24 protein-coding genes and 1 tRNA gene are annotated in these 24,207 nt (G+C 69.7%); 18 read left to right on the forward strand and 7 right to left on the reverse strand.

Features of this window, described 5'->3' with window-relative positions; genetic code table 11:
* The first annotated feature begins 221 nt into the window (after positions 1 to 221).
* From ABEU20_RS17435 to ABEU20_RS17450, 4 genes are all read left to right on the forward strand, one after another.
* Complete coding sequence (locus ABEU20_RS17435) at positions 222 to 677, forward strand: hypothetical protein (protein ID WP_420165647.1); 456 nt, start codon at positions 222 to 224, stop codon at positions 675 to 677.
* 231 nt (positions 678 to 908) lie between these two features.
* On the forward strand, positions 909 to 1,784 hold the full coding sequence (locus tag ABEU20_RS17440) for a CPBP family intramembrane glutamic endopeptidase (RefSeq protein WP_420165648.1): 876 nt from the start codon (positions 909 to 911) through the stop codon (positions 1,782 to 1,784).
* Positions 1,781 to 2,986: a sensor histidine kinase gene (locus tag ABEU20_RS17445; RefSeq protein ID WP_420165649.1), complete on the forward strand. Its 1,206-nt coding sequence runs from the start codon at positions 1,781 to 1,783 to the stop codon at positions 2,984 to 2,986. Before ABEU20_RS17440 ends, ABEU20_RS17445 begins: the two co-directional genes overlap by 4 nt.
* Positions 2,983 to 3,648 carry a response regulator transcription factor gene (locus ABEU20_RS17450; protein ID WP_420165650.1) on the forward strand — a complete coding sequence of 222 codons (666 nt, stop codon included), beginning with the start codon at positions 2,983 to 2,985 and terminating at the stop codon, positions 3,646 to 3,648. Before ABEU20_RS17445 ends, ABEU20_RS17450 begins: the two co-directional genes overlap by 4 nt.
* A 25-nt stretch (positions 3,649 to 3,673) precedes the next feature.
* Here ABEU20_RS17450 and ABEU20_RS17455 read toward each other — a convergent pair whose 3' ends face one another.
* From ABEU20_RS17455 to ABEU20_RS17465, 3 genes are read right to left on the reverse strand one after another with little or no spacing between them, the layout of a single operon-like run.
* Positions 3,674 to 4,504 (reverse strand): NAD-dependent epimerase/dehydratase family protein, encoded by an 831-nt coding sequence (locus tag ABEU20_RS17455; RefSeq protein WP_420165651.1) that lies wholly within the window; start codon positions 4,502 to 4,504, stop codon positions 3,674 to 3,676.
* Between the two features lie 60 nt (positions 4,505 to 4,564).
* Positions 4,565 to 4,969, reverse strand: a complete 405-nt coding sequence (locus ABEU20_RS17460; protein WP_420165652.1) for a very short patch repair endonuclease — start codon at positions 4,967 to 4,969, stop codon at positions 4,565 to 4,567.
* Between the two features lie 22 nt (positions 4,970 to 4,991).
* Positions 4,992 to 6,137: a DNA cytosine methyltransferase gene (locus tag ABEU20_RS17465; RefSeq protein ID WP_420165949.1), complete on the reverse strand. Its 1,146-nt coding sequence runs from the start codon at positions 6,135 to 6,137 to the stop codon at positions 4,992 to 4,994.
* Positions 6,138 to 6,338: 201 nt separating this feature from the next.
* Here ABEU20_RS17465 and ABEU20_RS17470 point away from each other — a divergent pair, with 201 nt between their 5' ends.
* The 3 genes from ABEU20_RS17470 (at position 6,339) to ABEU20_RS17480 (ending at position 9,637) form a co-directional block, all read left to right on the forward strand.
* Positions 6,339 to 7,940, forward strand: coding sequence for an MFS transporter (locus tag ABEU20_RS17470; protein WP_420165653.1), 1,602 nt, complete (start codon positions 6,339 to 6,341; stop codon positions 7,938 to 7,940).
* A gap of 523 nt (positions 7,941 to 8,463) precedes the next feature.
* Positions 8,464 to 8,667 carry a cold-shock protein gene (locus ABEU20_RS17475; RefSeq protein ID WP_420165654.1) on the forward strand — a complete coding sequence of 68 codons (204 nt, stop codon included), beginning with the start codon at positions 8,464 to 8,466 and terminating at the stop codon, positions 8,665 to 8,667.
* A gap of 691 nt (positions 8,668 to 9,358) precedes the next feature.
* Entirely contained in the window at positions 9,359 to 9,637 is a 279-nt protein-coding gene (locus tag ABEU20_RS17480; protein ID WP_420165655.1) for a MerR family transcriptional regulator, read from the forward strand.
* Between the two features lie 69 nt (positions 9,638 to 9,706).
* Here ABEU20_RS17480 and ABEU20_RS17485 read toward each other — a convergent pair whose 3' ends face one another.
* Complete coding sequence (locus tag ABEU20_RS17485; protein ID WP_420165656.1) at positions 9,707 to 12,187, reverse strand: ATP-dependent Clp protease ATP-binding subunit; 2,481 nt, start codon at positions 12,185 to 12,187, stop codon at positions 9,707 to 9,709.
* Between the two features lie 164 nt (positions 12,188 to 12,351).
* Here ABEU20_RS17485 and ABEU20_RS17490 point away from each other — a divergent pair, with 164 nt between their 5' ends.
* Positions 12,352 to 13,407: a hypothetical protein gene (locus tag ABEU20_RS17490; RefSeq protein WP_420165657.1), complete on the forward strand. Its 1,056-nt coding sequence runs from the start codon at positions 12,352 to 12,354 to the stop codon at positions 13,405 to 13,407.
* Between the two features lie 68 nt (positions 13,408 to 13,475).
* A complete protein-coding gene (locus ABEU20_RS17495; RefSeq protein ID WP_420165658.1) occupies positions 13,476 to 14,060 on the forward strand; it encodes a putative glycolipid-binding domain-containing protein in 585 nt (194 codons plus the stop codon).
* A gap of 40 nt (positions 14,061 to 14,100) precedes the next feature.
* On the opposite strand, the gene ABEU20_RS17500 is transcribed toward ABEU20_RS17495, so the two are convergent.
* Positions 14,101 to 15,447, reverse strand: coding sequence for an amidase (locus ABEU20_RS17500; protein ID WP_420165659.1), 1,347 nt, complete (start codon positions 15,445 to 15,447; stop codon positions 14,101 to 14,103).
* Positions 15,444 to 16,409: a prephenate dehydrogenase gene (locus tag ABEU20_RS17505; protein WP_420165660.1), complete on the reverse strand. Its 966-nt coding sequence runs from the start codon at positions 16,407 to 16,409 to the stop codon at positions 15,444 to 15,446. The genes ABEU20_RS17500 and ABEU20_RS17505 overlap by 4 nt, the downstream gene beginning before the upstream one ends.
* A 49-nt stretch (positions 16,410 to 16,458) precedes the next feature.
* Here ABEU20_RS17505 and ABEU20_RS17510 point away from each other — a divergent pair, with 49 nt between their 5' ends.
* The 7 genes from ABEU20_RS17510 (at position 16,459) to ABEU20_RS17540 (ending at position 21,550) form a co-directional block, all read left to right on the forward strand.
* Positions 16,459 to 16,998, forward strand: coding sequence for a tRNA adenosine deaminase-associated protein (locus ABEU20_RS17510; protein WP_420165661.1), 540 nt, complete (start codon positions 16,459 to 16,461; stop codon positions 16,996 to 16,998).
* A 19-nt stretch (positions 16,999 to 17,017) separates the two neighbouring features.
* Positions 17,018 to 17,476, forward strand: coding sequence for a nucleoside deaminase (locus tag ABEU20_RS17515; RefSeq protein ID WP_420165662.1), 459 nt, complete (start codon positions 17,018 to 17,020; stop codon positions 17,474 to 17,476).
* 146 nt (positions 17,477 to 17,622) lie between these two features.
* The gene (locus ABEU20_RS17520) at positions 17,623 to 17,820 is read left to right on the forward strand and encodes a CsbD family protein (protein WP_005516188.1); all 198 of its coding nucleotides are present in this window, start codon (positions 17,623 to 17,625) and stop codon (positions 17,818 to 17,820) included.
* A 51-nt stretch (positions 17,821 to 17,871) separates the two neighbouring features.
* Positions 17,872 to 17,962: transfer RNA gene (locus tag ABEU20_RS17525), tRNA-Ser, on the forward strand.
* 490 nt (positions 17,963 to 18,452) lie between these two features.
* The gene (locus ABEU20_RS17530; RefSeq protein ID WP_420165663.1) at positions 18,453 to 19,295 is read left to right on the forward strand and encodes a mycofactocin-coupled SDR family oxidoreductase; all 843 of its coding nucleotides are present in this window, start codon (positions 18,453 to 18,455) and stop codon (positions 19,293 to 19,295) included.
* A 16-nt stretch (positions 19,296 to 19,311) separates the two neighbouring features.
* Entirely contained in the window at positions 19,312 to 21,096 is a 1,785-nt protein-coding gene (locus tag ABEU20_RS17535; RefSeq protein ID WP_420165664.1) for a flavin-containing monooxygenase, read from the forward strand.
* A gap of 37 nt (positions 21,097 to 21,133) precedes the next feature.
* The gene (locus ABEU20_RS17540; RefSeq protein ID WP_420165665.1) at positions 21,134 to 21,550 is read left to right on the forward strand and encodes a GlcG/HbpS family heme-binding protein; all 417 of its coding nucleotides are present in this window, start codon (positions 21,134 to 21,136) and stop codon (positions 21,548 to 21,550) included.
* A 36-nt stretch (positions 21,551 to 21,586) separates the two neighbouring features.
* Here ABEU20_RS17540 and ABEU20_RS17545 read toward each other — a convergent pair whose 3' ends face one another.
* Positions 21,587 to 22,084: a DinB family protein gene (locus ABEU20_RS17545; protein WP_420165666.1), complete on the reverse strand. Its 498-nt coding sequence runs from the start codon at positions 22,082 to 22,084 to the stop codon at positions 21,587 to 21,589.
* A gap of 92 nt (positions 22,085 to 22,176) precedes the next feature.
* Between ABEU20_RS17545 and ABEU20_RS17550 the strand changes: the two genes are divergently transcribed.
* Both ABEU20_RS17550 and ABEU20_RS17555 read left to right on the forward strand, forming a co-directional pair.
* Complete coding sequence (locus ABEU20_RS17550) at positions 22,177 to 22,758, forward strand: helix-turn-helix domain-containing protein (RefSeq protein ID WP_420165667.1); 582 nt, start codon at positions 22,177 to 22,179, stop codon at positions 22,756 to 22,758.
* A gap of 108 nt (positions 22,759 to 22,866) precedes the next feature.
* A complete protein-coding gene (locus tag ABEU20_RS17555; RefSeq protein WP_420165668.1) occupies positions 22,867 to 24,207 on the forward strand; it encodes a DUF2254 domain-containing protein in 1,341 nt (446 codons plus the stop codon).

Raw genomic sequence — 24,207 nt, forward strand, 5'->3', positions numbered from 1 at the left:
CCACGAACGAATGTGTTCACACCGAGGAGCGTCTGCGAAGCGGCCTGCGCGCGGGACGGTGGCACGCGTCGTGATCGGTTCCGGCTCCGACGATCGATCCACACGGACCATCTCCCTGGATGACGTGTGCCGCCCGGTGTGGTGCGTGCAGGCGGCGAGTCCGTTATCGATGGTACCGAGAATCACGGCGCCGTACGGGGGTCTCCCGCATCATTGGGCACATGATCATCGAGAGTGAGTCGGTCGTCGGAGCCTCCGCCGAGCGGGTGTGGACCCGGGTGGTGGCTCCGGAGGGCATCAACGAGGAGATGCGGCCGTGGATGACGATGAGCATGCCGCGTCGGCTGGGCCCGGTGACGATCGACAGCGTGCCCGTCGGCATCGAGCTCGGTCGTGCGTGGCTGCGGTTGTTCGGAATCGTCCCCTTCGAGTACGACGCGCTCACCATCGCGGAAATCGAACCGGGACATCGGTTCCACGAGAAGTCGACGATGCTGACCATGCGGCGGTGGGAGCACGAGCGCACACTCACCCCGGTCGGCGCCGACCGTACCGCCGTGCACGACCGGCTCACGTTCGAGCCGAGGCTCGCGGCCCTGACGCCCGTGCTCACGGCGATCGTTCGGAGCTTCTTCGCGCACCGGCACCGCCGATTGCAGCGGCACTTCGGATCCTGACCATCGATACTGGATTCGAGATGAACGAGAACGACAACCTCATCCTGCACGCCGGTGATGTCCGCTCCGATGGCGCCCTGGTACGGACGAATCCGTAACGGGCAGTTGTCCGTCGGCTCGGTGACGCCTCTGCAGGAGCTGCCGGCGGCCGGCTCGGGGTAGCGCGCACGCCACCCCGAGACGGTCGCGTGGGCTAGCGCGTTTTCCTGCCCGGCCCCGTGAAGTGGAGTTATGACAACTGCACCGTCAGTCTCGACTCCGACCGTCCGCGACGATGCCGAGCGCAGGCGCGGAATCGGCTGGTTCCTCGCTCTCGCCTTCGGCGCATCCTGGGTTCCGTGGGCGATCGTGTGGGCGGCCGGATACTCACTCGACGATCCGGTCGTCCAACTGCTCACCGCGGCGTTCGTGCCGGCACTCGCCGCGGTCGTCACCCGCCGCTGGATCACCCGCGAAGGGTTCGCCGACGCAGGGATGCGGCCACGTCTGTCCGCGGCCCGGACGTCCTACGCGATCGCCGCGGTGCTGCCGATCGGGATCCTCGCGATCGCGTCGGCGTTGGCGGCAGCAACCGGAGTGTGGGACGTCGCCGAGTGGCAGTTCGGGCGAGACGATCTGGTGTTCGTGGCGATCGCACTGGTGGTACCGGTGGTGGCTGCGCCGATCTTCTGGGGAGAGGAATTCGGCTGGACTGCCTACCTGCGCGACCGGCTCGTGCCGGGCAGGCCGGTCGCGACGACGTTCGCGACCGGCCTGATCTGGGGCGTGTGGCACTGGCCGCTGCCGTGGGTGGGGTACTTCGGCGCCGGCGGTAGCGCGACCGATGCGGTGATCGCGATGTTGTTGTGGCTTCCGCTGTCGGTGCTGCTCGAATTCGTGATCGGTTGGCTGTGGAGTCGCAGCGGATCGGTGTGGCCGTCCGCGATCCTGCACGGCGGCAGCAACCTCGTGGTGGCCGTCGGTCTCGAGCGTTTCGTGGGCTCGGGTGGTCACGCGAGTGCCGTTACGCTCCTCATGTGCGCTGCCTACGTTCCCGTCGTCGTCTGCATCGTGGGGACGTCGATCATGCGTGAGCGCCGGAAGCGGAAGGCGGGGGCGGCGCTGTGACGGGCAGTGTCGCCGCCGCCCTGCGTACCGGCCCGCGATACCTCGGCACCCGGTGGCCGTGGCGGTCGCTCGCGTGCCTGATCGTCGCCGGCATCCTCTCGTGCGCCACCGTGATCGGCATCGTCCCGGTCGTGTTGCTCGGGCTCACGCGTCGACTGCGGACGGCGCTGTGGGAGCCGATGCTGCGGGCGCACTGCGCGCGGCTGAGGATGATCGATCCGTCGATCGCGGAACGCGCGGATACCGAGGTTCGGAACTCCGCGGACGAGCAGCGGCTGCCCACGGTCCGGCACGTCGCATACATTCTGGGAGCGGCTGTGTCCGGCGGGGTCGCCGCCCTCCTGGCCGTCTTCGCCGTCACCATCGTCGGGATGCTCCTCGCCGCGCCTCTCGTCATTCGCGACGACTACCTCGATCTGGGGGTGTGGACCGTCGAAACCAGTTCGGGTGCCTGGGTTCTGGCGGTATCCGGGGTGGTGTTCCTGGTGCTCCTCGCTGTTGTCGTCGGCGGTTGGGCGGTCTTCGAGTCGCGGCTGGCCCGGCTGCTCCTCGGTGTCGAGACCGACCCGTGGCGTCTCGAGGCGGCCCGCCTCGAGACGACCCGATCGGCGCTGCTCGACGCCGAGGGATCCGAGCGGGCGCTGCTCGAATCGGAACTGCACGACCGGGTCCAGCACCGGTTGGTCGCGCTGTCGATGAGTCTCGGATTGGCGGAGGCCGCCGACGGGGACGGACCCGCGGGCCGGCTCGCCGCCGACGCGCACCGTCAGGTGGACGAGACACTCGCGGAGCTACGTGCCGTGCTGCTCGGGTACTCGCCGCGGGCACTGATCGAACGTGGGCTCGCGCCCGCGCTCGCGGATCTGGTCGCGGACGTTCCGCTGGACGTCGACGTCCGACTCGACGGTTTGTCCGGCCCACGGTTGCCCGCGCCCGTCGAGCACATGTCGTACGTGCTCGTGTCGGAGGCCCTGACGAACGCGGTGCGGCACGCGCAGGCGCGGCACGTCACGGTGCGCGGAGATCGCGCCGGCGGTATGTGGTTGTTGAGCGTCGCCGACGACGGCGTGGGTGGCGCGCAGCTTTCGGTCGGGCGCGGGCTCGGCAGGCTGCGTGGTCGTCTCGGTGCCCTCGACGGAACCCTCACCGTGACGAGCCCGGTCGGGGGGCCGACGACGATCCGAATGGAGTGCCCGGTGTGACAGCGACGGAACGGACACTGCGCATCGTGCTCGCCGAGGACAGCCCGCTGCTCAGGGCGGGAGTGGAGAGCGTGCTCGCGTCGGCCGGTCACGACGTGTGCGCCGCCGTGGGCGATGCGCCGACACTCCTGCACGCGTGGGAGGCGTACCGGCCGGACCTCGTCGTCACCGATGTCCGGATGCCGCCCACCAATACGGACGACGGGCTGCGGGCGGCGGCCACGATCCGGAAACGGGAGCCGACGCTGCCCATCGTCGTGCTGTCGCAGTACGTCTCGGTGGCGTATCTGGACGAGCTGCTCGACGAGGACGCCGAGGGTGGTGTCGGGTACCTCCTGAAGGAGCGGGTCGGACACGTCCGCCAGTTCCTCGACGCGGTGGCCCGGGTGGCGCGGGGTGAGGCGATCATCGATCCGGACGTCGTGCGGGCACTCGTCAAGGCGACCAGGAGTCGGGGTCCGCTCGCGGCCCTCACCCCGCGCGAGCGGGAGGTGCTCGCACTCGTCGCCGAGGGGCACACCAACGCCGGCATCGCGCAGCGGTTGACGGTGTCCGAGGCCGCGGTGCGCAAGCACATCGGCTCCATCTTCTCGAAGCTGCCGCTGGAGGACGGCGATCGCCGCGTGCAGGCCACGCTCGTCTATCTGCGATCCCTCGGCTGACAGTGGGCCACGGCGCGCAGACTCGTCAGCCCGACATCCCCATCCGCCACGACGGGTACTTCGGTACCCAACCCAGTTGGCGCGCCTTGACATTCGACGCGCCCCGCCCTTTTCCGGGCCCGAGCCCGCTCGGAACCTGGGCGCCCACCCAGCGGCAGAAGGTCGGTACCCAGGTGTCCGGTCCGGCGGGCTCGTCGTCCACGACGTTGACGATGCCGGCGGGCCAGCCGAGGGCGGCGACGGTGGGTGCGACGGTGTCCGCGATGTGGAGGAAGCTCTCGATCCCGTTGCCACTGAACACCCCGTCCCGGGCGGCGCGGCCGAAGTCGCCGTCGGGGGAGTACCACGTACCGGGGCCGTACAGCTTGCCGTAGCGCAGGATCACGTGGTTCGGGATCTCGGTGGACGTGTGTTCCATCGCGACCACGCCCTCGACGGTGCGCGCGCCCGGCCCGGTGGCGTCCTGCAGCGGCACGGTCTCGTCGGCGAGGCCTTCGCCGTCCGCGTACAGCCACGCGATGCTCTGGGTGACCAGTCGCTGCACGCCGTACCGCCGCATCGCGTCGACGAGATTGCGGGTGCCGACGATGCGGAGGTCCGCATTGGCCTCGAGGTCCACGGCGGACAGGTCGGTGAGCTGATGGATCACCGCGTCGGGCCGCGCCTCGGCGATCGCATGCTCCACCGAGGCGAGGTCGAACGCGTCCATTCGGACCACGCCGGCACCGGCGTCGCGCAGTTCGGGACGCGAGTCCGGGTTGCGGGAGGTGCCGATCACCTCGTGGCCCTGCGCGATCAGTTCCCGGGTCAGTGGCAGTCCGACGACGCCCCCGGCGCCGGCGACGAGGATCCTCATGTCGACGAGCCTAGGAAACTCCGCGCGCCGGCACCGGTTTCGCGGCCGATTCGAGACCGATCAGCTGATCTGCAGCGCGGCCTGCACCCGATCCGCCGCTTCCGCCGGATTCTCGTGCTCCCAGATCCGCACCACGCGCCAGCCGGCGGCCGCCAGTCGCGTGTCGGTGTCGCGGTCGCGAACGACGTTGGCGGCCAACTTGTCCGCCCACCACTGCGCGTTGTTCTTGGGGGAGGTCGCGTGCTGCGGGCAGCTGTGCCAGAAGCAGCCGTCGACGTACACCGCGACGCGTTTGCGGGGGAACACCAGATCGGCCCGCCGCCGCAGCCCGCGCAGCGGCGGCCGGTCGACGAAGAACCGGGCCCCGCGCCGGTGCAGTTCGCGGCGCAGGGCCACCTCCGGCGCAGTGTCGCGTCGGCGCTGCGCCCGCATGCGGGCGCTGGTCAGGGGATCGGTCGAGGGCATCGACCCCATCCTCGCACCGCGATCAGGCAACCGCCTCCGGGTAGCCACCCATCCGGTCGAGGTGGCTCTCGATGTCGTCGAGGAAGCCGGGCACGAAGCGCAGGCTGCCGGTCCGGGCCCGCTTGAGGAATCCGGCGGTGGCCCGCGCGGACAGCAGCTGCGAGTGCTCGAGGAAGCCGCTGAGATCCTCGTACGGTTCCTGCACCGGCCAGTGCGACTCGTGCACCCGGAACGCCTGCCGGTCCCGGCCCCACGCGGCGCTGGGCCACGCGTCGCCCGGCTTCAGCGGGGTCTCGTGATCCGGGCTGTAGGGGCGCAGGTCGGCGAGGCGTCCGCCCACCCACTCCGCCATCCGCACGCTCACCGCGTTGCCGACCAGGCGCCAGCGGTGGCCGTTGCGGATGCCCTTGAGTTCGGTGGCCGGCGCGGTCCAGTCGGGGTCGAAACCCTGCAGGCGTTCGGCGTCGATCAGTCCGGGCGTCACGATCTCGCCCGACGGCAGCCGCACGGCCGGCGGCGAGGCGATCCCGACCGTCGAACCGCCCTTGAGCGTGGGCACCGCGTTGACGGCCCAGCCGAGCCCGCGGATGCCCTCGGTCCAGTAGAAGCCACACGGGTACTGCGACGGGTCGCTCTCGTCGGGGACGCCCGCGTCCTGACCGAACAGCACCTCGCGGGGGTCGTCTGTGCGCGACGCCAACATCAGCACCCGCTGCCGGCGCTGCGGCAGCCCGAACGCCCGGGCGTCCACCACCCGGTACGCCCACGTGTAGCCGAGGTCCTCGAGCGCGTCGGTGATGTGCCGCATCGCGGCGCCCCGGGCGAGGTTGAGCATGAACGGGACGTTCTCGATCAGCAGCCAGCGCGGCCCCTTCTTGCGCTTGACCAGACGGAACACCTCGTCGACCAGGCCGGAGCGGGCGCCGGTGATGCCGGCGGTCCTGCCGGCCTGGGACAGGTCCTGGCACGGGAAACCCGCGGCGACCAGTTCGGTGGCCTGCGGCAGCGAGCGCAGCCGGGTGACGTCACCGTGCAGCTCGACGCCCGCGAACCGGGTACGCAGAACCTGCTGGGCACCGGGGTCGATCTCGCACAGCAGCTCGGTTTCCCAGCCGTGGCTGCGCAGCCCCAACTCCACCCCGCCGATGCCGGCGAACAGCCCCACCATGTTCCCCGTCGACGTCACGGCACCCTTCCTCACGCACAGATACACGAGCACGTTACTCGAGTCCTCCGACGTGGCCGCGTCACACCGGCGCCGCGGCTGTCTTCCGAATGCGGCGTGGTCGGCCCACGGCGGTCGTAGGCTGACCGCATCGACCCGGTCGGGTTGCCGCCGGTTCACGACGGGCGAGGTGGTGGATCTGCCATGGACGACGGGGCGGGGTCCGGGGACGGCGATCAGTTGTCGGGTAGGCGACGACTTCTCGCTGTTCTGCTGGCGATGGCGATGTTCGTCCTGGTGGTCGACACCTCGCTGATGAACGTGTCGATCTCGGCCGTCGTGCGCGACCTGGATACGACGGTGAGCGGTGTGCAGTCGGCCATCGCGCTCGAGGCGCTGGTGTCGGCCGCGTTCATCCTCATCGGCAGCAAGGTCGGCGATCTGATCGGCCGCAAGCGCGCCTACGTGCTGGGCCTGCTCGGCTACGCGACCGGCGCGGCGGCGATGACGTTCGCGCAGAGTTTGACGGCCGTGATCGTGCTGTGGGCCGTGGTCGGCGGCATCGGTGCGTCCCTGCTGCTGCCCGCGATGCAGTCGCTGGTGCACGGCAACTTCCAGGGGGCCGCGCAGAAGAAGGTGTACGCACTCGTGGGCGCGGCGGCCGCGATCGCGGCCGCCGTGGGACCACTGCTCGGCGGCTTCGTCACGACCTACCTGTCGTGGCGGGTCGGCTTCGCGCTCGAGGTGGTGATCATCGCGGTCGTCCTGTCCGGTATCGGGCTGGTCCGGGACGTCCCCTACACCGGACCGCGGGGAGTGGATCCGATCGGCGCCGTGTTGTCGGTCGTCGGCATGGGCGGGATCGTGCTGGGCATCCTGGTGTGGCAGGAGGGCGGCGAGTCGGTGGCGGCACTCCTGTTCGCCGGCGCGGTCGCGCTGATCGGGCTCGGGTACTGGCTGGTGCAGCGCAAGCGCCGGGGCGCACCGGCGCTGATGGACCCGGATCTGTTCCGGTCCAAAGTGTTCCGCCTCGGTGTCACGGGGCAGATGCTGCAGCAGATCGCGCTGGGCGGCACGATGATCGCGCTCCCGATCTACCTGCAGATGGTGCTCGAGTACAACGCCATGCAGGCCGGGTTGTCCCTCGCGCCGCTGTCGCTGAGCATGTTCGCCGTCGCGCTGCTCGCGGGGAAGAAGGCGGGGGATCGGCGCCCGGCCACGATCATCCGGTGGGGATTCGCCCTCGTCACCATCGGAGTCGCGGTACTCGTCCCGTTGGTCCCCCGGGCGGAGTTCGGGTGGGCGCTGCTGGCGCCGCTGGTGGTGGCGGGCGCCGGGTTGGGGCTGCTCGTCTCGCAGCTGAACAACTACACGCTCGCGCCGATCTCGGAGGAACGGGTCAGTGAGGCCGCGGGCACCAACTCCGCGGCCGGCTCGTTCGGGCTCTCGTTCGGGCTGGCGTTCGGCGGGGCGATCCTGCTGGCCACGCTGTCGATCGCCTTCACCACGATGGCGGAGTCGAGCGACGTGCTCCCGCCCGCCGATCAGCAGCACGTGGCTCGGGTCCTCGAGGACGACGCCGAGGTCATGAGCAACACCCAACTCGAGGAGCTGCTCGCCGGCCGGCCCCCGGCGATCCGCGAGGAGATCGTCCGAATCAATACCGACGCACGGCCCCTCGCGCTACAGGCGGCACTGCTGGTGCCGATCCTGGCCGGACTGCTCGGACTGCTCGAGTCGTTCCGGATGATGCGCGAACCCGACACGCCCCCGGCCGCCCAGGGGACCACGGCAGGGTTGCTGTGACGGAGCCCGGGGCGCAGACGGCCGGCGGTCGTCTCTCAGGGACGACCCGTACAGTGGGGAGTCCGGGGCTTTCTCATCCACGCAGTCACAGATAAGGACATGTGTGAACAGCAATGACGATCCGGTCAACGGACGGCTTTTTTACGATCCGCGGGCAGAGGCGGAATGCGTCCGCAGCGGAAGTGGTACTCCCACCGAGGAGCCGGCCGCGGGCGTCGGCCCGGCGCCGATGAGCAGCGAGGAGATACATCGCGCACTGTTCAGTGCCGGATAGCCTTCTGCCGCAACGCTTGTGGTAGTTCCTGTCGTTCCCGCCCGCGCGGGCCACGGGTCGTTTTCGTGACTTCATGCCGGATATGTGGTTCACTGTAAATGGTCGTAGTTTTTGTTCGCGTACGCCACGCTCGCAAATTCTTGTTGCGGGCGGTTGTATCTCCTGTTCGGAAATCTTCTCGTGGTGCGATACCGGCCTGACCCTGCCCAGTTTCGGCAGAGTTTCACAGTATGAGAAGAGGAAATACACATGGCAGAAGGCACCGTGAAGTGGTTCAACTCCGAGAAGGGGTTCGGCTTCATTGCACCTTCGGACGGGTCCGCTGATATCTTCGCGCACTACTCGGAGATCCAGAGCGGCGGATTCCGCACCCTCGAAGAGAACCAGCACGTGCGGTTCGAGATCGGTCAGGGACCCAAGGGTCCCCAGGCGACCGGTATCACCGTCATCTGATCCACCCCCGCTCTCCCCCTCGCGGGGATGTGAGGTCACGTCGGGTCCCGCCCCTCCTATGCAAGGGGGCGGGGCCCGACGTGTTTTCTGTCTGCGGGAAGCGCAATCGCGGAGTGACCATCGTCACCGAAAAGTCTCCAGTGGCCGCTGTAGACAATCGCCATCGGGCGTTGTAATCTTCGATTCGTACATGAAGCAGAGGTCCGAGAAGGCAGGTAGAGGACGAACTACCTGCGTGAAGGAATGAACTGGTGAAGTAGGGCGGGACGCGTCGAGAAGAGTGTTGATGTGTGTCCAGGAAGACTCGATGCGTCCCGCCGCCTACCGGGTAGCTAGCTGGATCGGCCCGGCAGGCAGTGTTGGGAATGGGAAGTTGCAAGACATGCGGCGCTAGTCGGTCGCAGCCGGGGCAGCGGCGAGATTGTTGCTCCGAACATCGGAAGAGCCCGACCAGGAGGTGGTGCACGGTTAGCTGTTACTCGATCGCGTATCCCCGCCGATGCGGGAAAACAGGTTGGGAGACCGGTCTGATGGCTGGTCTGGTCAAGTAAATTCCGTCACGCCCCGGCGCCTGAACAGGCGCCGGGGCCTCGTCCGTGCGTACACGAAGGGACTCACGCGCATTTCAGGGACACCGAACGCCGGCGGGCCAGGCGACAAATTCGACGACGAGGACTACCCGGCATACAGCATGGGCCGGGCTGCCGAACTGCTCGGCGTCACCCAGGCGTTTCTCCGCAGCCTCGATACCGCGAAACTCATCACCCCGTTGCGATCCGGGGGCGGCCACCGCCGTTACTCCCGCTACCAACTCCGTATCGCCGTCCGTGCCCGCGAACTGATCGACCAGGGCACTCCGATCGAGGCCGCCTGTCGCATCATCATCCTCGAGGACCAGCTCCGCGAAGCCCAGCGGATCAACGCCGAACTCCGCCAGGAGCAACAGGACTCGGGCGACACGGCACCCTGACCTGCGCCGCCGTGACAGTGTCGCGCTCGGCCGGGCGGCCCGGCCGAGCGCGCGCCTGTGCGGGTGGACTCAGGTGTCCGACGACGCCTTCTCCGGCTCGGTCGGCAACGAACCCTCACCCTTGCCGGGATGCACGACGCCGAGTTCGAGGCCGCCGTTCGCGGACACCCGGACGATGTCGTCGGGCTCGAGTTCGCCCGACAGCAGCAGCCCGGCGAGCCGGTTGTCGAGTTCCTTCTGGACGGTCCGGCGCAGTGGGCGTGCCCCGAACTCCGGCTGATAACCCTTCTCGGCGAGCCAGTCCACGGCCTCCTCGGTGATGTCCAGCTCGACGTTCTGGGCGTGCAACTGGCGGCGGGTGCCGTCGAGGATCAGCTCGATGATCTGCCGCAGCTCCGTCTGGTCCAGCCGGTGGAAGACGATGGTCTCGTCGATCCGGTTGAGGAACTCGGGCCGGAAGTGCGCCCGCAGGCGCTCCATCAGCGTCGGCACCAGCTCGTCGATGTCCTCGCTCTTGGCACCGAGGATGAGGTCGGAGCCGATGTTGCTGGTGAGGATCACGATGGTGTTCTTGAAGTCGACGGTGCGGCCCTGCGCGTCCGTGACCCGCCCGTCGTCGAGCAGCTGCAGCAGCACGTTGAACACGTCCGGGTGCGCCTTCTCGACCTCGTCGAACAGCACCACCGAGTACGGCTGCCGCCGCACCTTGTCGGTGAGCTGCCCGGCCTCCTCGTAACCGACGTATCCGGGTGGGGCGCCGACGAGCCGGGAGACGGTGTGCTTCTCCTGGAACTCGCTCATGTCGAACCGCACCATCCGGTCCTCGTCGCCGAACACGGCCTCCGCCAAGGCCTTCGCGGTCTCGGTCTTGCCGACGCCGGTGGGGCCGAGGAACAGGAACGAGCCGATGGGGCGGTTCGGGTCGGACAGTCCGGCTCGCGACCGGCGCACTGCCTCCGCCACCGCGCTGACCGCCTCGCGCTGCCCGATCACCCGGGCGTGCAGGACGTCCTCGAGTTTCATGAGCCGTTCGCGTTCCTCGGACGTCAAGTCGGACACCGGGATCCCCGTCTGCCGCGACACGACGTGCGCGATGTCGTCGACGGTCACCTCGGGAGTGCTCTCCTCCTCGGTCTCACCGAGCCGTTCCTCCGCCTCGGTGATCTGCCGCTTGATCGCGTTGGCGCGCTCGTAGTCCTCCTGCCCGACGGCGGAATCCTTCTCGCGCTTGAGCCGGGCGATCTCCTCCTCCGCGGCGCGGGTGTCGAAGTCGGGCGTGCGGGTGCGCAGCCGCACTCGCGCGCCGGCCTGGTCGACGAGGTCGATCGCCTTGTCCGGCATGAATCGGTCGGTGATGTACCGGTCGGACAGCTCGGCCGCCGCGACGAGCGACTCGTCGGTGTAGTGCACCTGGTGGTGCGCCTCGTAGCTGTCGACGAGACCGCGCAGGATCTCGATGGTGTCGTCCACGGACGGCTCCGCGATCAGGACGGGCTGGAAGCGTCGCTCGAGTGCGGCGTCCTTCTCGATGTGCTTGCGGTACTCGTCGATCGTGGTGGCGCCGATCGCGTGCAGTTCGCCGCGCGCCAGCGCCGGTTTGAGCAGATTGCCGGCGTCCATCGCGCCCTCGCCCCCGGCCCCGGCACCGACGATGGTGTGCAGTTCGTCGATGAACAGCACCAACTCGTCCGAGTGCGACTTGACCTCGTCGAGGATCTTCGTCAGACGCTCCTCGAACTCGCCGCGGTACTTGGTGCCCGCGACGAGCGATCCGACGTCGAGCGCGACGACACGGCGGTCGGTGAGCGTCGACGGCACGTCGCCGTTGACGATGCGCTGCGCGAGACCCTCCACGATCGCGGTCTTGCCGACACCCGGGTCGCCGATGAGAACCGGATTGTTCTTGCGGCGGCGGGACAGGATCTCGATGGTCTGCTCCACCTCCTTGGCGCGGCCCACGACCGGATCGACGTTGCCGGCGCGGGCCTCCGCGGTGAGGTCGCGACCGTACTCGTCGAGCGTGGGCGTGGAACTCGGCGGCGCCGAGGTCTTCTCGCCCTCGAGGGTGGCGCCGAGCAAGGCCTTGCCGGCAGGGCTCTCCGAGTTCGCGGCGATGCCGATGAGGATGTGCTCGGGGCCGATGTAGCTGCTGCCCGATTCGCTGGCCTGTTGCTGCGCGGTCCGCAGCGCCAGCTTCGCGGCCGGGCTGAGGCTCGGCGCACCGGGTGTCGTCTTAGGGGTGCCGTGCTTGTCCAGGTGTGCGGCCATCTTGGCGGCCAACTCGTCCGGATCCAGATTGATGCTGCTGAGCACGCCGCGGGTGGGATCGTTCTGCGCCGCCGCGTACAGCAGGTGCTCCGGGGTGATCTCGCTGTTCCCCCATTCGCTCGCCGCGTCGCGCGCGACGGCGATCAAGCGGCGGGCGTCGTCGTTGAGCAGCCTTCCCAGATCGACGCGTTGCACCGGGGGCTGGGACGACAGTCCCGATCCGAAGAACCTCGCGAAAATGTCGTCGAAGGGGCTGTCCATGCGTCCCCAACCTTCGGTCATGTCCTATCCTCCAAATCTCTGCACACAGCTATCTGGTTCGGACTCGTCCGCACTCTCGGGTGGACTCACCCTCAACCTTGCGGCCACCGTGGGGGAATGTAAAGGGTCTTCGTACCTCGTCGCCGGCGTCGGCCGTCGACGACGACCGAAAGGGTTTGCGCCGCATGGCGACAATCAGCACGCCTCCCGAACGGGCGTCCAGGACTCGGACTCCGAGACTGCTGCGTGATGCACAGGCCGGTGCGCTGGTCGAGGCATTCGTCGTCATCGGCATCCTCACCATCCTCGTCACGCGCGCCTACCTGCACGCGACGGGGTATCCCCAGGTCGGCGGCGCGACGCTGCACATCGCGCATGCGCTGTGGGGTGGACTGGGCATGGTCGTCGCGCTCGTGGTGGTCTTTTCGTTCCTCGGCGCCCTGCCACGGATGGTCGCCGTGGTCGCGGGCGGCATCGGTTTCGGCCTGTTCCTGGACGAGGTCGGCAAGTTCGTCACGAAGACCAACGACTACTTCTTCCAGCCCTCGGTCGCGATCATGTACGTCGTCGTGGTGGCGCTGCTGCTAATCAACCGATGGATCCACGACACCCGGACGCAGACCGCCGCGGAGGACCTCGCCAACGCCGCCGGCACCGCCGCCGACGGCCTGACCCACGGCCTCACCCCGCATCGTCTCGCCACGGCGCGCCGGCAGTTGCGCCGGGCCGCGGAGGCGGGCGTCGACCCGGGGGCGATCGCCGGCGTCGAGGACCTGTTGTCGCGGTGCGCGCCTCGCGGCACCGGACGGCTCGACGTGGCCGGCACCTGGCTGCGGGTGCACCTGTCCCGGGTGTTCGACGGCCCCCGCGCGGTCTGGGTCGCGGCGATCGCCCTCGCACTGTTCTCCACCGCCGGCGTGGTCAACGCCGTCGTGACGCTCGCCGAGGATCTCGAGGGCGGCACCGGCACCGACATCACCACCATCGGTCAGATGTGCGGGTCGGCCGCCGCGTTCGTGCTGTGCTGGGTCGCGATCGCCCGACTGCGCGGCGGCCGGACCTGGCCGGTACGGATGCTCCGGATCGCGGCGCTCGTGACGATCCTGCTGACCGAGGTCTTCAACTTCGTCGCCGAGGAGTTCGGCGCCCTCATCAACGTCGCGGTCGGCCTGAGCGCGCTGGTGGTGTTCTCGCGGCGCATCTCGGTGCTCGAACGCGAACCGGTCGAATTGTCCGAATGACGACGCGGGCGAACCAATCTCACCTGCCGTCCCCGCCTGAACGGCCGTCGTCGCCTAACGTAGAGACCGTGAGCAACCCGATCCCCGCGTCGCCCTGGCCTGCCGTTCTGACATGGCGTGCCCACTCCGCGCCCCGCATGGAGTCCGTGCGCGTGCAGGTGAGCGGGAACCGGATCAAGGCCACGGGCCGCATCGTCGGCGGCGCGTGCCCCGAACATCCCGCGTTCAGCGCGTCCTACGACCTGGTCACCGACGAGAACGGCGTCACCCGCCGGCTGTCGCTGCACACCGCCCTCGCGACAGGGGAGCGGCACATGTCGATCAGTCGCGACGAGGAGGGCGTCTGGATGGTCGAGACCGGCACCACGCACCTGCGCTCCGGGTTCGCCGGCGCCAAGGACATCGACGTCGTGCTGAGCCCGTTCTTCAACACCCTGCCGATCCGGCGCTTCGGCCTGCAGCACGAGTCCGAGGACATCCAGGTCCCCGTCGTGTACGTCAACCTGCCGGACCTCGCGGTGCAGGAGGCCTCGCTCACCTACAGCAGCGGCGCCGACGGCATCCACGTGCTCTCACCCGTGTCGTCGTCGTCCATCAAGGTCGACGAGGGCGGCTTCGTGCTCGACTACCCGGGCCTCGCCGAACGGATCTGACGGGCCACTCCGCGAGTGCACCCGGTGAGCGGGACTTCGCTCAGCCCACCGCCAGCGCGCAGGCCAGCGCCGCGGACTCCGCCGGATGCGATCCGTGCCCGCCCGCGGTGGTCGGCAGGCCGATCACCTGGATGCCGATCGGATCGCCGACCACGCCGGGTGCCGGCACCGAGATCGCCGGGATGCCGAGCGCGTTGAACGGGATGCACATGCGCAGCAACGGGGTTCGCGCCACCGCGGGGTCCGACGAGCGGGCCTGCTCCTGGGTGACCGCGCGCAGCGGAGTGGTCGCGGTGATCAGCGCATCCAGTCCCAGCTCGCTTCGCAGCCGCGAAAGGGCTTGACGGCGAAGGCGTTCGACAGTGCGGGCGGCGTGCAGGTAGTCGACGGCGGGACGGTCACGCTGCGCGGCGAGCAGCGCCGCCGTCGGGGGTTGGTAGCGCTCGGGGGCCTGCTCGAACCACTGCCGGTGCGTCTCGTACGCCTCCGAACCCGTGATGATCGGGTACGCCGCGAGGAACTGCTCGGTCTCGGGCAGTTCGACGTCGAGCACCTCGGCGCCGGCGTCGGTCAGCGCCCGCCCCGCGGCGTCGACGGCGGCCGCGATCGCCGGATCCGCGACGTCCCAGTTCTCGCCCCGCAACCGGCCCACCCGCAGACCCGCGACGGGGGTGCGCACGTGCGCGATGCCCGGGAGCGCGCCCCACGCGAGCGAGACGTCCAGGACGTCGGCGGCCAGCAGCCCGATGTGGTCGAACGTCGTCGAGAGCGGGAAGGCCCCCGACGTCGGCAGGGCGTCGAAGCTGGGCTTCATCCCGACGATGCCGCACAGCGACGCGGGAGTTCTTGTGCTGCAGCCGGTGTCGGTGCCGATCGCGACCGGGACGATGCCCTTCGCGACCAGGGCCGCGGACCCCGACGACGACCCGCCGGGAATCAGGTCGGGGTCGTGCGGGTGTGCGGCCGGACCGGACGCGTTGACCGCACCCGTCGGGCCGTACGCGAACTCGTGCAGGTGCGTCTTGGCGACGACGATCGCGCCGGCCTCCCGTAGCCGCGCGACGATGCGGGCGTCGGTGGCGGCGGGTGCCGCGTCCGCGAGCACCGCACTGCCGCAGCGGGTCGGCATCCCGGCGACGTCGATGTTGTCCTTCACCGCCACCGCGATGCCGTGCAGCGGTCCGATCCAGTCGCCGGCGGCGATCGCCTCGTCCGCGCGGGCGGCGGCCGTGAGTGCCGCGTCGTCGTGTCGGGCGGCGACGAGGTTCTCCCACGGTGTTCCGAGTAGCCCGTCGAGGGCGTCGAGCGTCGCGCGGACGTGCTCGGTGGCGGTCATCTCCTTCCTGGCGAGCAGCTGGGCGACGTCCCGCAGGGTCGGCATGCTCACGGCCGCAACACCCCGCCGCGGCGTCCGGCGTCGCGCAGCCGCTCGCGCCAGTGCTCGGTACCGGGCTCGATGCCGGTGATGGTCCAGCGTTCTCGGTCCTCGTAGCGGCGCCGCGCCTCGAAGCCGGGCTCGACGAGCCCGGCGAGGGTGCCGCGATCGGCCAGTTCGGCGCGCGCCCGGGTCAGCACGTCGAGGGTCTCGTCCAGCGCGGTGAGCAGCGCGTCCCGGTTGCCCTCGCACATCGCGCGCACCAGGGCCGGCGCGCTGCCGGCGACGCGGGTGCCGTCGCGGAACGACCCGGCGGCCAGCCCCAGGGCCAGGTCACCGCCGGCCGCACCGGACAGCGCGAGCGCCTCGGCGAGCACGTGCGGCAGATGCGAGATCCGGGCGGCGGCGGCGTCGTGTTCGACCGACTCGGCGGGCACCACCACCGACCCGCAGTCGAGCGCCAGCCGCGCCACCTGCGACCACACCTGCGGGTCGACGCCGTCGTCGGCGCTCACCACCCACACAGCGTCTCGGAACATCTCGGCGTCCCCGGCCTCCCAGCCGGACTCGTTCGTCCCGGCCATCGGATGCCCGCCGACGAACCGGTCCTGCAGGCCGTGCCGCGCGACCGCCGCGGCCACCTCGGCCTTGACGCTGACGACGTCGGTGACGGGGCAGTCGGGTGCGTGCTCGGCGATGGCCGCGAGCGTCTCGTCGACGGCCGGCATCGGCACGGCGACCACGATGAGGGCCCGCGCGGTCTGCGCTCGGCGCAGCACCGCGACGAGGTCGGTGTCGGCGTCGAATCCGTCGGCGCGGGCGGCGCCGACGGTGGGCGCGGACCGGTTCCACCCGAAGCCGTCACGGCCCGAGGCGACGGCCGCGCGCAGCAGCGATCCACCGATCAGACCCAGGCCGAGAATGCAGACGGGGGGCGCGGAAACGGCATCAGACACCACATCAGGTTGGCACATTCGTCGCTGGACTTCTGTTAGTGGCACCGCGCGGGCTACCGTTGCGCGCATGGGTGCACAGCGCGCGAACGACAACAGCGCCTCCGCAGGGTCGATGGAGGATCTGGACGGCTTCGGCATCGCCGTCGTCCGTGAGGAAGGGCGCTGGACGTGCACCCCCCTGACCGGTGGTGCGCTCACCAGTTTGCGGGGCGCGGAGAAGGAACTGCTCGAGCTTCGCAGCTCGGGTGCCGTGTTCGGTCTGCTCGACGTCGACGAGGAGTTCTTCGTCATCGTCCGCCCCGCACCGACGGGCACCCGACTGCTCATCTCCGACGCCACCGCGGCCATCGATTACGACATCGCCGCCGACGTGCTCGACGCCCTCAACGTCGAGATCCCGGACATCGACCCGGACGAACTCGACGACGTGGAGCCGTGGGAGGAGGGCGACCTCGGCCTGCTGTCCGACCTCGGGCTGCCCGACGCCGTGCTCGGTGTGATCCTCGCCGAGACCGATCTGTACCCGGACGAGCAGCTGACGATGATCGCGCAGCGCTGCGGCTTCGAATCGGAGCTGTCCGCCACGCTCGACAAGCTGCCCCGCTGACGTCACCGGGTAGCGACGCGTGACCCTGCAGGACGACCAGCGGATGATCCGTGCCGCGCTCGAGGCGGCCGCCGCGGCGTCGGACGCCGACGTCCCCGTGGGCGCGGTGGTGTTCGATGCGGACGGCGTCGAGCTCGCGCGGGCCGCGAACGCGCGGGAGGCCACGGCCGACCCGACCGCGCATGCCGAAATCCTCGCCCTGCGTGAGGCCGCCCGCGTGCACGGCGACGGCTGGCGGCTCGAGGGCGCGACGCTCGCGGTGACGCTGGAGCCGTGCACGATGTGCGCGGGCGCGCTCGTGCTCGCCCGCGTCAAGCGGGTGGTGTTCGGCGCCTGGGAACCCAAGACCGGCGCGGTCGGTTCGTTGTGGGACGTGGTCCGCGACCGCCGCCTCACGCACCGCCCCGAGGTGCGCGGAGGGGTGCTCGAGGACGAGTGCGCGGGCATTCTCGAAAGTTTCTTTCTGGAGCAGCGCTGAAGCCCTGACCAGGGGTTATGCGGCTTTTGTGGGCCGTGGTGGCCGGAGTTCCCCGGCGAGATCGCGCAGATCGTGGTTGCGTGGAGGTAGGTGCTCGTGTGGCACCGGGACCGCATGGTCAATTCACAGATTCACGGAGGTGACTCGTGGGAATCGGAGACAAGGCCCAGAACAAGGCACAGGACCTCGGCGGCAAGGCCAAGGAGGCCGCCGGCAAGGCGACCGACGACGAGGATCTGAAGAACGAAGGCAAGGGCGACCAGGTGCAGTCCGCCGTCAAGGACGCGGGCGAAAAGGTCAAGGACGCCGCCTCCACGGTGAAGGACAAACTCACCGGAAAGTAGCGCTGACCAGCCGATTTCTTGCTGAACGCTGACTCCGGTACAGTTCTCGGCGGTGGCGTGTCCGAGCGGCCGAAGGTGCAGCACTCGAAATGCTGTGTACGGTAACCCCGTACCGAGGGTTCAAATCCCTCCGCCACCGCCAAAGAGCCTCCCATCTGCTTGCAGATGGGAGGCTTCTTTTGTTTCCGTTCCTCGTCTGCGCGTCAGCTCAGGGCTGCGAACAGGTTGAGTTCGCTCATCGAACCGTTCTCGCTGACGAAGAGGTTGACGAAGCTGCCGAAGGCGAAGCCGAGCAGGTCGAGCGCGGACAGAGATCCCATGTGATTACCCCTTGGACGAATGCGGTTGGACTGCAAGGAATGCCGAGTTCGAACGGCTGACCGTTCCGAGGCCGCGGCAGGTTGCCAGATGAAGCTAGCGGCCGCGACCTTCGGTTGTCGTGCCGCGGCGTGGTGAAGGAACGGGTGATTAGGGGCTCTTGACGTGCTGATCGGCCGCGTCAACTTCACCCTCCCGGCGTCCGAGTTGTGATCCAGGCCACGGCAAGTCCCGGTGGCCGGGAATGCGCCGCGCGGCGAATGTGATCGGCGTTACTTTCCGACCGGATTGCCGGTTTCGCGAAGAGGGGCGTCATGTCAGGACGGGTAGCTGGGAAGGTCGCGTTCGTCACCGGCGCGGCGCGGGGGCAGGGACGCAGTCACGCGCTCCGACTGGCGGAGGAGGGCGCCGACATCATCGCCCTGGATATCGCGGACGGTATCGACACCGTCACTCCGCTGTATCCGCCCGCCACCGCCGAGGATCTCGCGGAGACGGTGCGTGGGGTCGAGGCGCTCGGGCGTCGGATCGTCGCCGAGAAGGCCGACGTCCGCGACTTCGATGCCGTGCGCGCGGTCGTCGACCGGGGCGTCGCGGAGCTCGGCCGCATCGACGTCGTCGTCGCGAACGCCGGCATCTTCATCAGCGGGGAGCCGGCGCACCGCATCACCGAGGCCGAGTGGGACGACGTCCTCGACGTCAACCTCAAGGGCGTCTGGCACACGTGCAAGGCCGCGATCCCGCACCTGATCGAGCAGGGCGACGGCGGATCGATCGTCATCACCAGCTCCACCGCCGGGCTCAAGGGTGCGGCCCGAACCGCCGCCTACGGGGCCAGCAAGCACGCCGTCGTCGGCCTGATGCGCACCCTCGTCGGCGAACTCGGCGGGCACCGGATCCGGGTCAACACCGTCCATCCGGGCGCGACGGACACCGACATGATCATCAACGACCGCTGTTTCGGGCTCTTCTTGCCGGGCGTCGATCACCCCTCCAAGGAACAGGTGGCCCCGTTGTTCGCGGGCGCCAACGCGATCCCCGTGCCGTGGGTGGAGCCGGTGGACGTCTCGCATGCCGTGCTGTTCCTGGCCTCGGAGGAGGCGCGGTACGTCACCGGCACCGAACTGAAGGTCGACGCCGGATTCACCACCCGTTGAACGCGAAGGAGTCTCGATGACAATGCAGTTGGAGTCTCCGGCGCTGGACGACGCCGCCGTCGCGGCGGTGGCGCAGCAGTGGCTGACAGGGTTCGCGGAGTTGCTCCGCGCCGGCACGGGCGCCGAGGCAGTCCTGCACACCGACCTGTGGTGGCGCGACCTGCTGGCGTTCAGCGGCGACCTGCGCACCCTGCACGGTGCCGACCGGATCGGCGCCGTGCTCGACGTCGCCCGCGGGCAGCAGGTGCGCGACGAGCTGTTGGAGCCGGTCGCGCCGCCGGTCCTGCTTCCGGCCGCGGCCGGCCCGGGGTCGATCCAGCTCCTGTTCCGGTTCGACACTCGACTCGGTCACGTGCGCGGCGTCGCCCGTCTCGTCTGCGACGACGGCACCTGGCGGGCCCGGAACCTGCTCACCGCGCTGGACTCGCTGGCCGGGCGCGAGGCGGCGATCGGCGCTCGGCGGCCGGAGGGCACCGAGATGCCCGCCGATCGGGTCGAGTACTGGTCGGCGCGCCGCGAGCGTGAACTCGACTGTCGCGACGGCGATCCCGACGTTCTGGTGATCGGCGCGGGACATTCGGGGCTGGCGCTGGCGGCGCAGCTCGGTGTGCTGGGGGTGCGGACGCTGCTGGTCGACCGGGCCGATCGGGTCGGTGACAACTGGCGCGGCCGGTACGACTCGCTGGTGCTGCACGACGCCGTCTGGTCCAATCACCTGCCGTTCCTGCCGTTCCCGTCGAACTGGCCGGTGTTCACGCCCAAGGACAAGATGGGTGACTGGCTCGAGATCTACTCCCGAGCAATGGAACTCGATGTCTGGAACCGTTCCGAGGTCGTGGAGTCGACGTTCGACCCGGGCGCGCGGCGGTGGACCGTCGTCGTGGACCGGGACGGGACGCGACGCACCCTGCGCCCGCAGCACCTGGTGTTGGCCACCGGGCTCAGCGGCACCGAACCGGTGATGCCCGCGTTCGCGGGCGCCGACGACTTCGCCGGCGAGCTGCTGCACTCGAGCGAGTACCGGACCGAGCCCGCCCGCCGCGGCACCCGCACCGTCGTGATCGGCACCGGCAACAGTGGGCACGACATCGCCCAGGATCTGCACGAGGCAGGTGCCGAGGTCACGTTGATCCAGCGTGGCCCCACGCACGTGGTCAGCGGTCAGGCGCTGGCGAAGCAGGCGCGCCGCCGGTATGCCGAGCACACCGACACCGACGTCGCGGACCTGCTCGATGCCGCCACCGCCCGCCGGGATCCGCAGTTCGTCGCCGGGCTGCGGATGGGTGTGGGCGTGCTCGCCGACCACGATCGCGAACTGCTGGACGGTCTCGCCGCCCGCGGCTTCTCGCACGACGGTGGGCCGGACGGGACCGGCGTGATGATGCTGTTCCTCGGCCGCAACGGCGGCTACTACATCGACGTGGGTGCCTCGCCGATGATCGTGGACGGCCGGATCGGGCTCGTCTCCGGGACGATCGACCGGCTGGACGCGGACGGACTGGTGATGTCCGACGGCACTCGCGTCCCGGCCGACACGATCGTGTGCGCCACCGGATTCCGCGGCATCCTCGACACCGCTCGCCGGGTGCTCGGCGACGCGGTGGCCGACGCCTGCGGGCCGGTCTGGGGGCTCGACGACGAGGGCGAACTGCGTTCGGTGTGGCGGCGCTCCGGTCACGACCGGTTCTGGATCCACGGCGGCAACTTCATGCTCGTGCGCAACTACAGCAAGTACCTGGCGCTGCAGATCCAGGCCGACCTGGCCGGCGTCGAACTGCCCGCGCTCGGCCGTCGTGTTTGATCGAGGTTCGACGGGACCGACAGTGGGAGGACGTTCGATGACAGGCAAGCAGGCACGGCTCGATCTGGAGACCGCGAAGCGTGCGGCGGACGCGGCGATCGCGGCGGCGCGGGAGGGCGGCAACCGGGTGAGTGTCGCCGTCGTGGACACCCGTGGCCACGACCTGCTGGTGGTCCGCGACGACGGCGCCGCGTGGTTCACCGCCGGGGTGGCGCGCGCCAAGGCGGCCACCTCCGCGTTGATCGGCATCCCCACCACCGCCTACTCGGGCCTGGCCGACGCGCATCCCGCGCTCGTCGAACTGATCGACGGCCAGGCCGCGCAGCCCCTGACGACGTTGCCGGGCGGCCTGCCGATGGTCGTCGACGGCGAGGTCGTGGGCGGGATCGGCGTCAGCGGCGCGCAGCCGGACGAGGACGTCGACTACGCGAAGACGGGCCTGGCTGCTCGCTGATCTCGCTGGCGGATCCCGGTTCTCAGCGCCCGGTTCTCAGCGCCCGGTCGCGCCGTCGATCAGCTCGCGGAGGATGTCGGCGTGGCCGGCGTGCCGGCCGGTCTCCTCGATCATGTGGGTCAGTGCCCACCGCGCACTCGGTGCGCGATCGTTCGGTAGCGGACGCGGGACCGGCGCACCGAGATCGGTGCACCCGTCCAGGACGGCGTTCGCTTCCCGGACGGCCGCGCGGTAACCGGCGACCACGTCGGCCACCGTGGCCGACGGTGGAGCACGAAAGGTCCTCTTCCAGTCGGTGACTCGCTCACCGAGGAAGGTCGAACGCTCGACGAACGTCAGATGGTTCAGCAGACCGAGCAGGTTCGTGCCGGACGGCACCCCGGCGGTCCGGACCTGCGGTTCGGGTGCGCCCTCGACCTTGGCGACCACCGCGGCCCGCAGGTAGTCGAGGAAGGCTCGCAGGGTCTCGTGCTCGCTGTTCCCGGTGCGCGGCGGGGTGGTGTCGGCGCGGCGCACGACGCGTGAGGTCGGCATGGGTGTCTCCTTGGTCGCGGACTCGGACGCCCAGTCTCGCCGCGGGCCGGACGGTTCGGCACGAAAACTTGCGGTTCTGGCAACCTGATCGGATGGACCCCGTGACGGAGGACGTACTCGGCGCGGTCGGACCGCGACTACGCGCGCTCCGGCGCCGGCGCGGCATCACGCTCGCCGAGCTCGCCGCGGAAACCGGGGTGTCGGAGAGCACCCTGTCCCGTCTGGAGAGCGGACAGCGCCGGGCGACCCTCGAATTGCTGCTCCCGCTGGCCCGCACCTACGACGTGCCGTTGGACGAACTCGTCGGCGCCCCGCGCACGGGAGACCCCCGGATCCATCTCGAGCCGATACGACGATCCGGGATGATCTTCGTCCCGCTGTCCCGCCGGCCCGGCGGGGTGCAGGCGTTCAAGATGGTGATCCCGGCGCAACCGGAACCGTCCGAGCCGGCGCCGAAGCGGCATGAGGGCACGGAGTGGTTGTACGTGCTCAACGGACGCCTCAGGTTGGTGCTCGGCGACCGCGACCTGACGTTGCCGCCCGGCGAGGCAGCCGAATTCGACACCGCGTCACCGCACTGGTTGGGCAGCGCCGACGGCGGCGCGGTCGAGCTGCTCATCCTGTTCGGGGTGCACGGAGTGCGTGCGCACGTCCACTCCGGTCGGCTCGGGTAGCCCGGGGCTTCGACGGATCCGGAAACGTCGGCAGCGTCCGGTCTCGAGCCGCGCGTACGGCTCGCGGTGCAGCGCGGCGGCGACGCGTTACCGATAGCCTTGGACGGCATGGACAGGCCTACGCGACCACTGGTGCAGTTGCGTCTGGCCGCCGCCTACCGCTTTCGGGAAAGCTTGTTCGCGTTACCGACGGTGCTGGTCGTGGTGGGGGTGGCGCTCGCCGAAGCCACCGTCTATCTCGATCGCGCCCTGGACGACGACGGCCCAGTCGGGTGGGGCGTGCAGATGAACAGCAACGGCGCGACGTGGCTGCTCAGCACCGTGGCGGGCGCGACGATCACCACCGCCGGTGTGGTCTTCTCGCTGACCGTCGTCAGCCTCCAGCTGGCCAGTAGCCAGTTCTCGCCTCGCGTGATGCGTTCGTTCATCAGGGATCGCGTGAGTCAGACGGTCATCGGAATGCTGGTGGCCACCTTCGTGTTCTGCGTACTCACGTTGCGGCACATCAGCGGCAACGCAACCGATCCGGCTCCGCGGATTCCGCTCACGACCGCGGTGATCCTGACGATCGGCACCGTCGTCCTCATCGTCGCGTACCTCGGGCGGCTCGCCCGGGGGCTACAGGTCGGCGAGGTCGTGCGCACCATCGCCGCCGAGGCGGACGGCGTGATCGGTGCCGCCTCCCACGCCGCACAGAGGGAGTCCACGGGGGCTGCGGTCCCGGACATTCCGGAAGGAAAGCCGCAGTTGATCGTTCGAGCGGTTCGCGACGGATGGGTCACGCAGGTACCGACCGAGCAGATCCTCGCCGCCGTGCCCGCCGCCACCGTCGTACGACTGGAGACGCGGACCGGCGCATACATCCACCGCGGCGAGGTGCTGCTGCGTGTGTCGCCGGTTCCACGGCGGGACGACCGGGTGCGACGGCGGCTGGAGGCCGCGGTCGAGATCGCCGACAGTCGCACGATGCAGCAGGACGTCGACTTCGCGCTGCGTCAGCTGGTCGACATCGCGCTGCGCGCCCTGAGCGCGGCGATCAACGACCCCACCACCGCCACCGAGGTCGTGCTGCGACTGGGCAGTCTGTTGCGGACGCTCCTGATCACGGACGCGCCCCCGGTCGCGGTGTCGGGCCGGGAGGGCAGGACGCTGCTGCGGCCGTGGATGCTGTCCCCGCCGGAGTACGTCGACCACGCCTTCGACCAGATACGGCAGGCGTGCCCACGTCAGATACACGTCGCCGTCGCGCTCGCTCGGGTACTGCGCATGCTCGTCGATCACGTCACCGAATGCGGCCGCGGTGAACATGTCCCGGCCCTGGACCGGCAGTTGCGGCTGCTGGTGGACGGGGTGGCCGCGGAACCGGGACTCCACCCGGAGGATCTGCAGCGATTCCTCGCTGTGGCCGAGTCGACCGTCGACCCGGCCGAACACGACACAACGACCTGA

Origin of the sequence: Rhodococcus parequi (assembly GCF_046042785.1) — a bacterium.
GTDB classification, from domain to species: Bacteria; Actinomycetota; Actinomycetes; order Mycobacteriales; family Mycobacteriaceae; genus Prescottella; species Prescottella parequi.

Excerpts from the sequence above, each read along its gene's own strand:
- ABEU20_RS17435 (WP_420165647.1), top strand. The coding sequence starts at position 222 with ATGATCATCGAGAGTGAGTCGGTCGTCGGAGCCTCCGCCGAGCGGGTG.
- ABEU20_RS17440 (WP_420165648.1), top strand. The coding sequence starts at position 909 with ATGACAACTGCACCGTCAGTCTCGACTCCGACCGTCCGCGACGATGCC.
- ABEU20_RS17455 (WP_420165651.1), bottom strand. The coding sequence starts at position 4,504 with ATGAGGATCCTCGTCGCCGGCGCCGGGGGCGTCGTCGGACTGCCACTG.
- ABEU20_RS17460 (WP_420165652.1), bottom strand. The coding sequence starts at position 4,969 with ATGCCCTCGACCGATCCCCTGACCAGCGCCCGCATGCGGGCGCAGCGC.
- ABEU20_RS17465 (WP_420165949.1), bottom strand. The coding sequence starts at position 6,137 with ATGGTGGGGCTGTTCGCCGGCATCGGCGGGGTGGAGTTGGGGCTGCGC.
- ABEU20_RS17470 (WP_420165653.1), top strand. The coding sequence starts at position 6,339 with ATGGACGACGGGGCGGGGTCCGGGGACGGCGATCAGTTGTCGGGTAGG.
- ABEU20_RS17475 (WP_420165654.1), top strand. The coding sequence starts at position 8,464 with ATGGCAGAAGGCACCGTGAAGTGGTTCAACTCCGAGAAGGGGTTCGGC.
- ABEU20_RS17480 (WP_420165655.1), top strand. The coding sequence starts at position 9,359 with ATGGGCCGGGCTGCCGAACTGCTCGGCGTCACCCAGGCGTTTCTCCGC.
- ABEU20_RS17485 (WP_420165656.1), bottom strand. The coding sequence starts at position 12,187 with ATGACCGAAGGTTGGGGACGCATGGACAGCCCCTTCGACGACATTTTC.
- ABEU20_RS17490 (WP_420165657.1), top strand. The coding sequence starts at position 12,352 with ATGGCGACAATCAGCACGCCTCCCGAACGGGCGTCCAGGACTCGGACT.
- ABEU20_RS17505 (WP_420165660.1), bottom strand. The coding sequence starts at position 16,409 with ATGTGCCAACCTGATGTGGTGTCTGATGCCGTTTCCGCGCCCCCCGTC.
- ABEU20_RS17510 (WP_420165661.1), top strand. The coding sequence starts at position 16,459 with ATGGGTGCACAGCGCGCGAACGACAACAGCGCCTCCGCAGGGTCGATG.
- ABEU20_RS17530 (WP_420165663.1), top strand. The coding sequence starts at position 18,453 with ATGTCAGGACGGGTAGCTGGGAAGGTCGCGTTCGTCACCGGCGCGGCG.
- ABEU20_RS17535 (WP_420165664.1), top strand. The coding sequence starts at position 19,312 with ATGACAATGCAGTTGGAGTCTCCGGCGCTGGACGACGCCGCCGTCGCG.
- ABEU20_RS17540 (WP_420165665.1), top strand. The coding sequence starts at position 21,134 with ATGACAGGCAAGCAGGCACGGCTCGATCTGGAGACCGCGAAGCGTGCG.
- ABEU20_RS17545 (WP_420165666.1), bottom strand. The coding sequence starts at position 22,084 with ATGCCGACCTCACGCGTCGTGCGCCGCGCCGACACCACCCCGCCGCGC.
- ABEU20_RS17550 (WP_420165667.1), top strand. The coding sequence starts at position 22,177 with ATGGACCCCGTGACGGAGGACGTACTCGGCGCGGTCGGACCGCGACTA.
- ABEU20_RS17555 (WP_420165668.1), top strand. The coding sequence starts at position 22,867 with ATGGACAGGCCTACGCGACCACTGGTGCAGTTGCGTCTGGCCGCCGCC.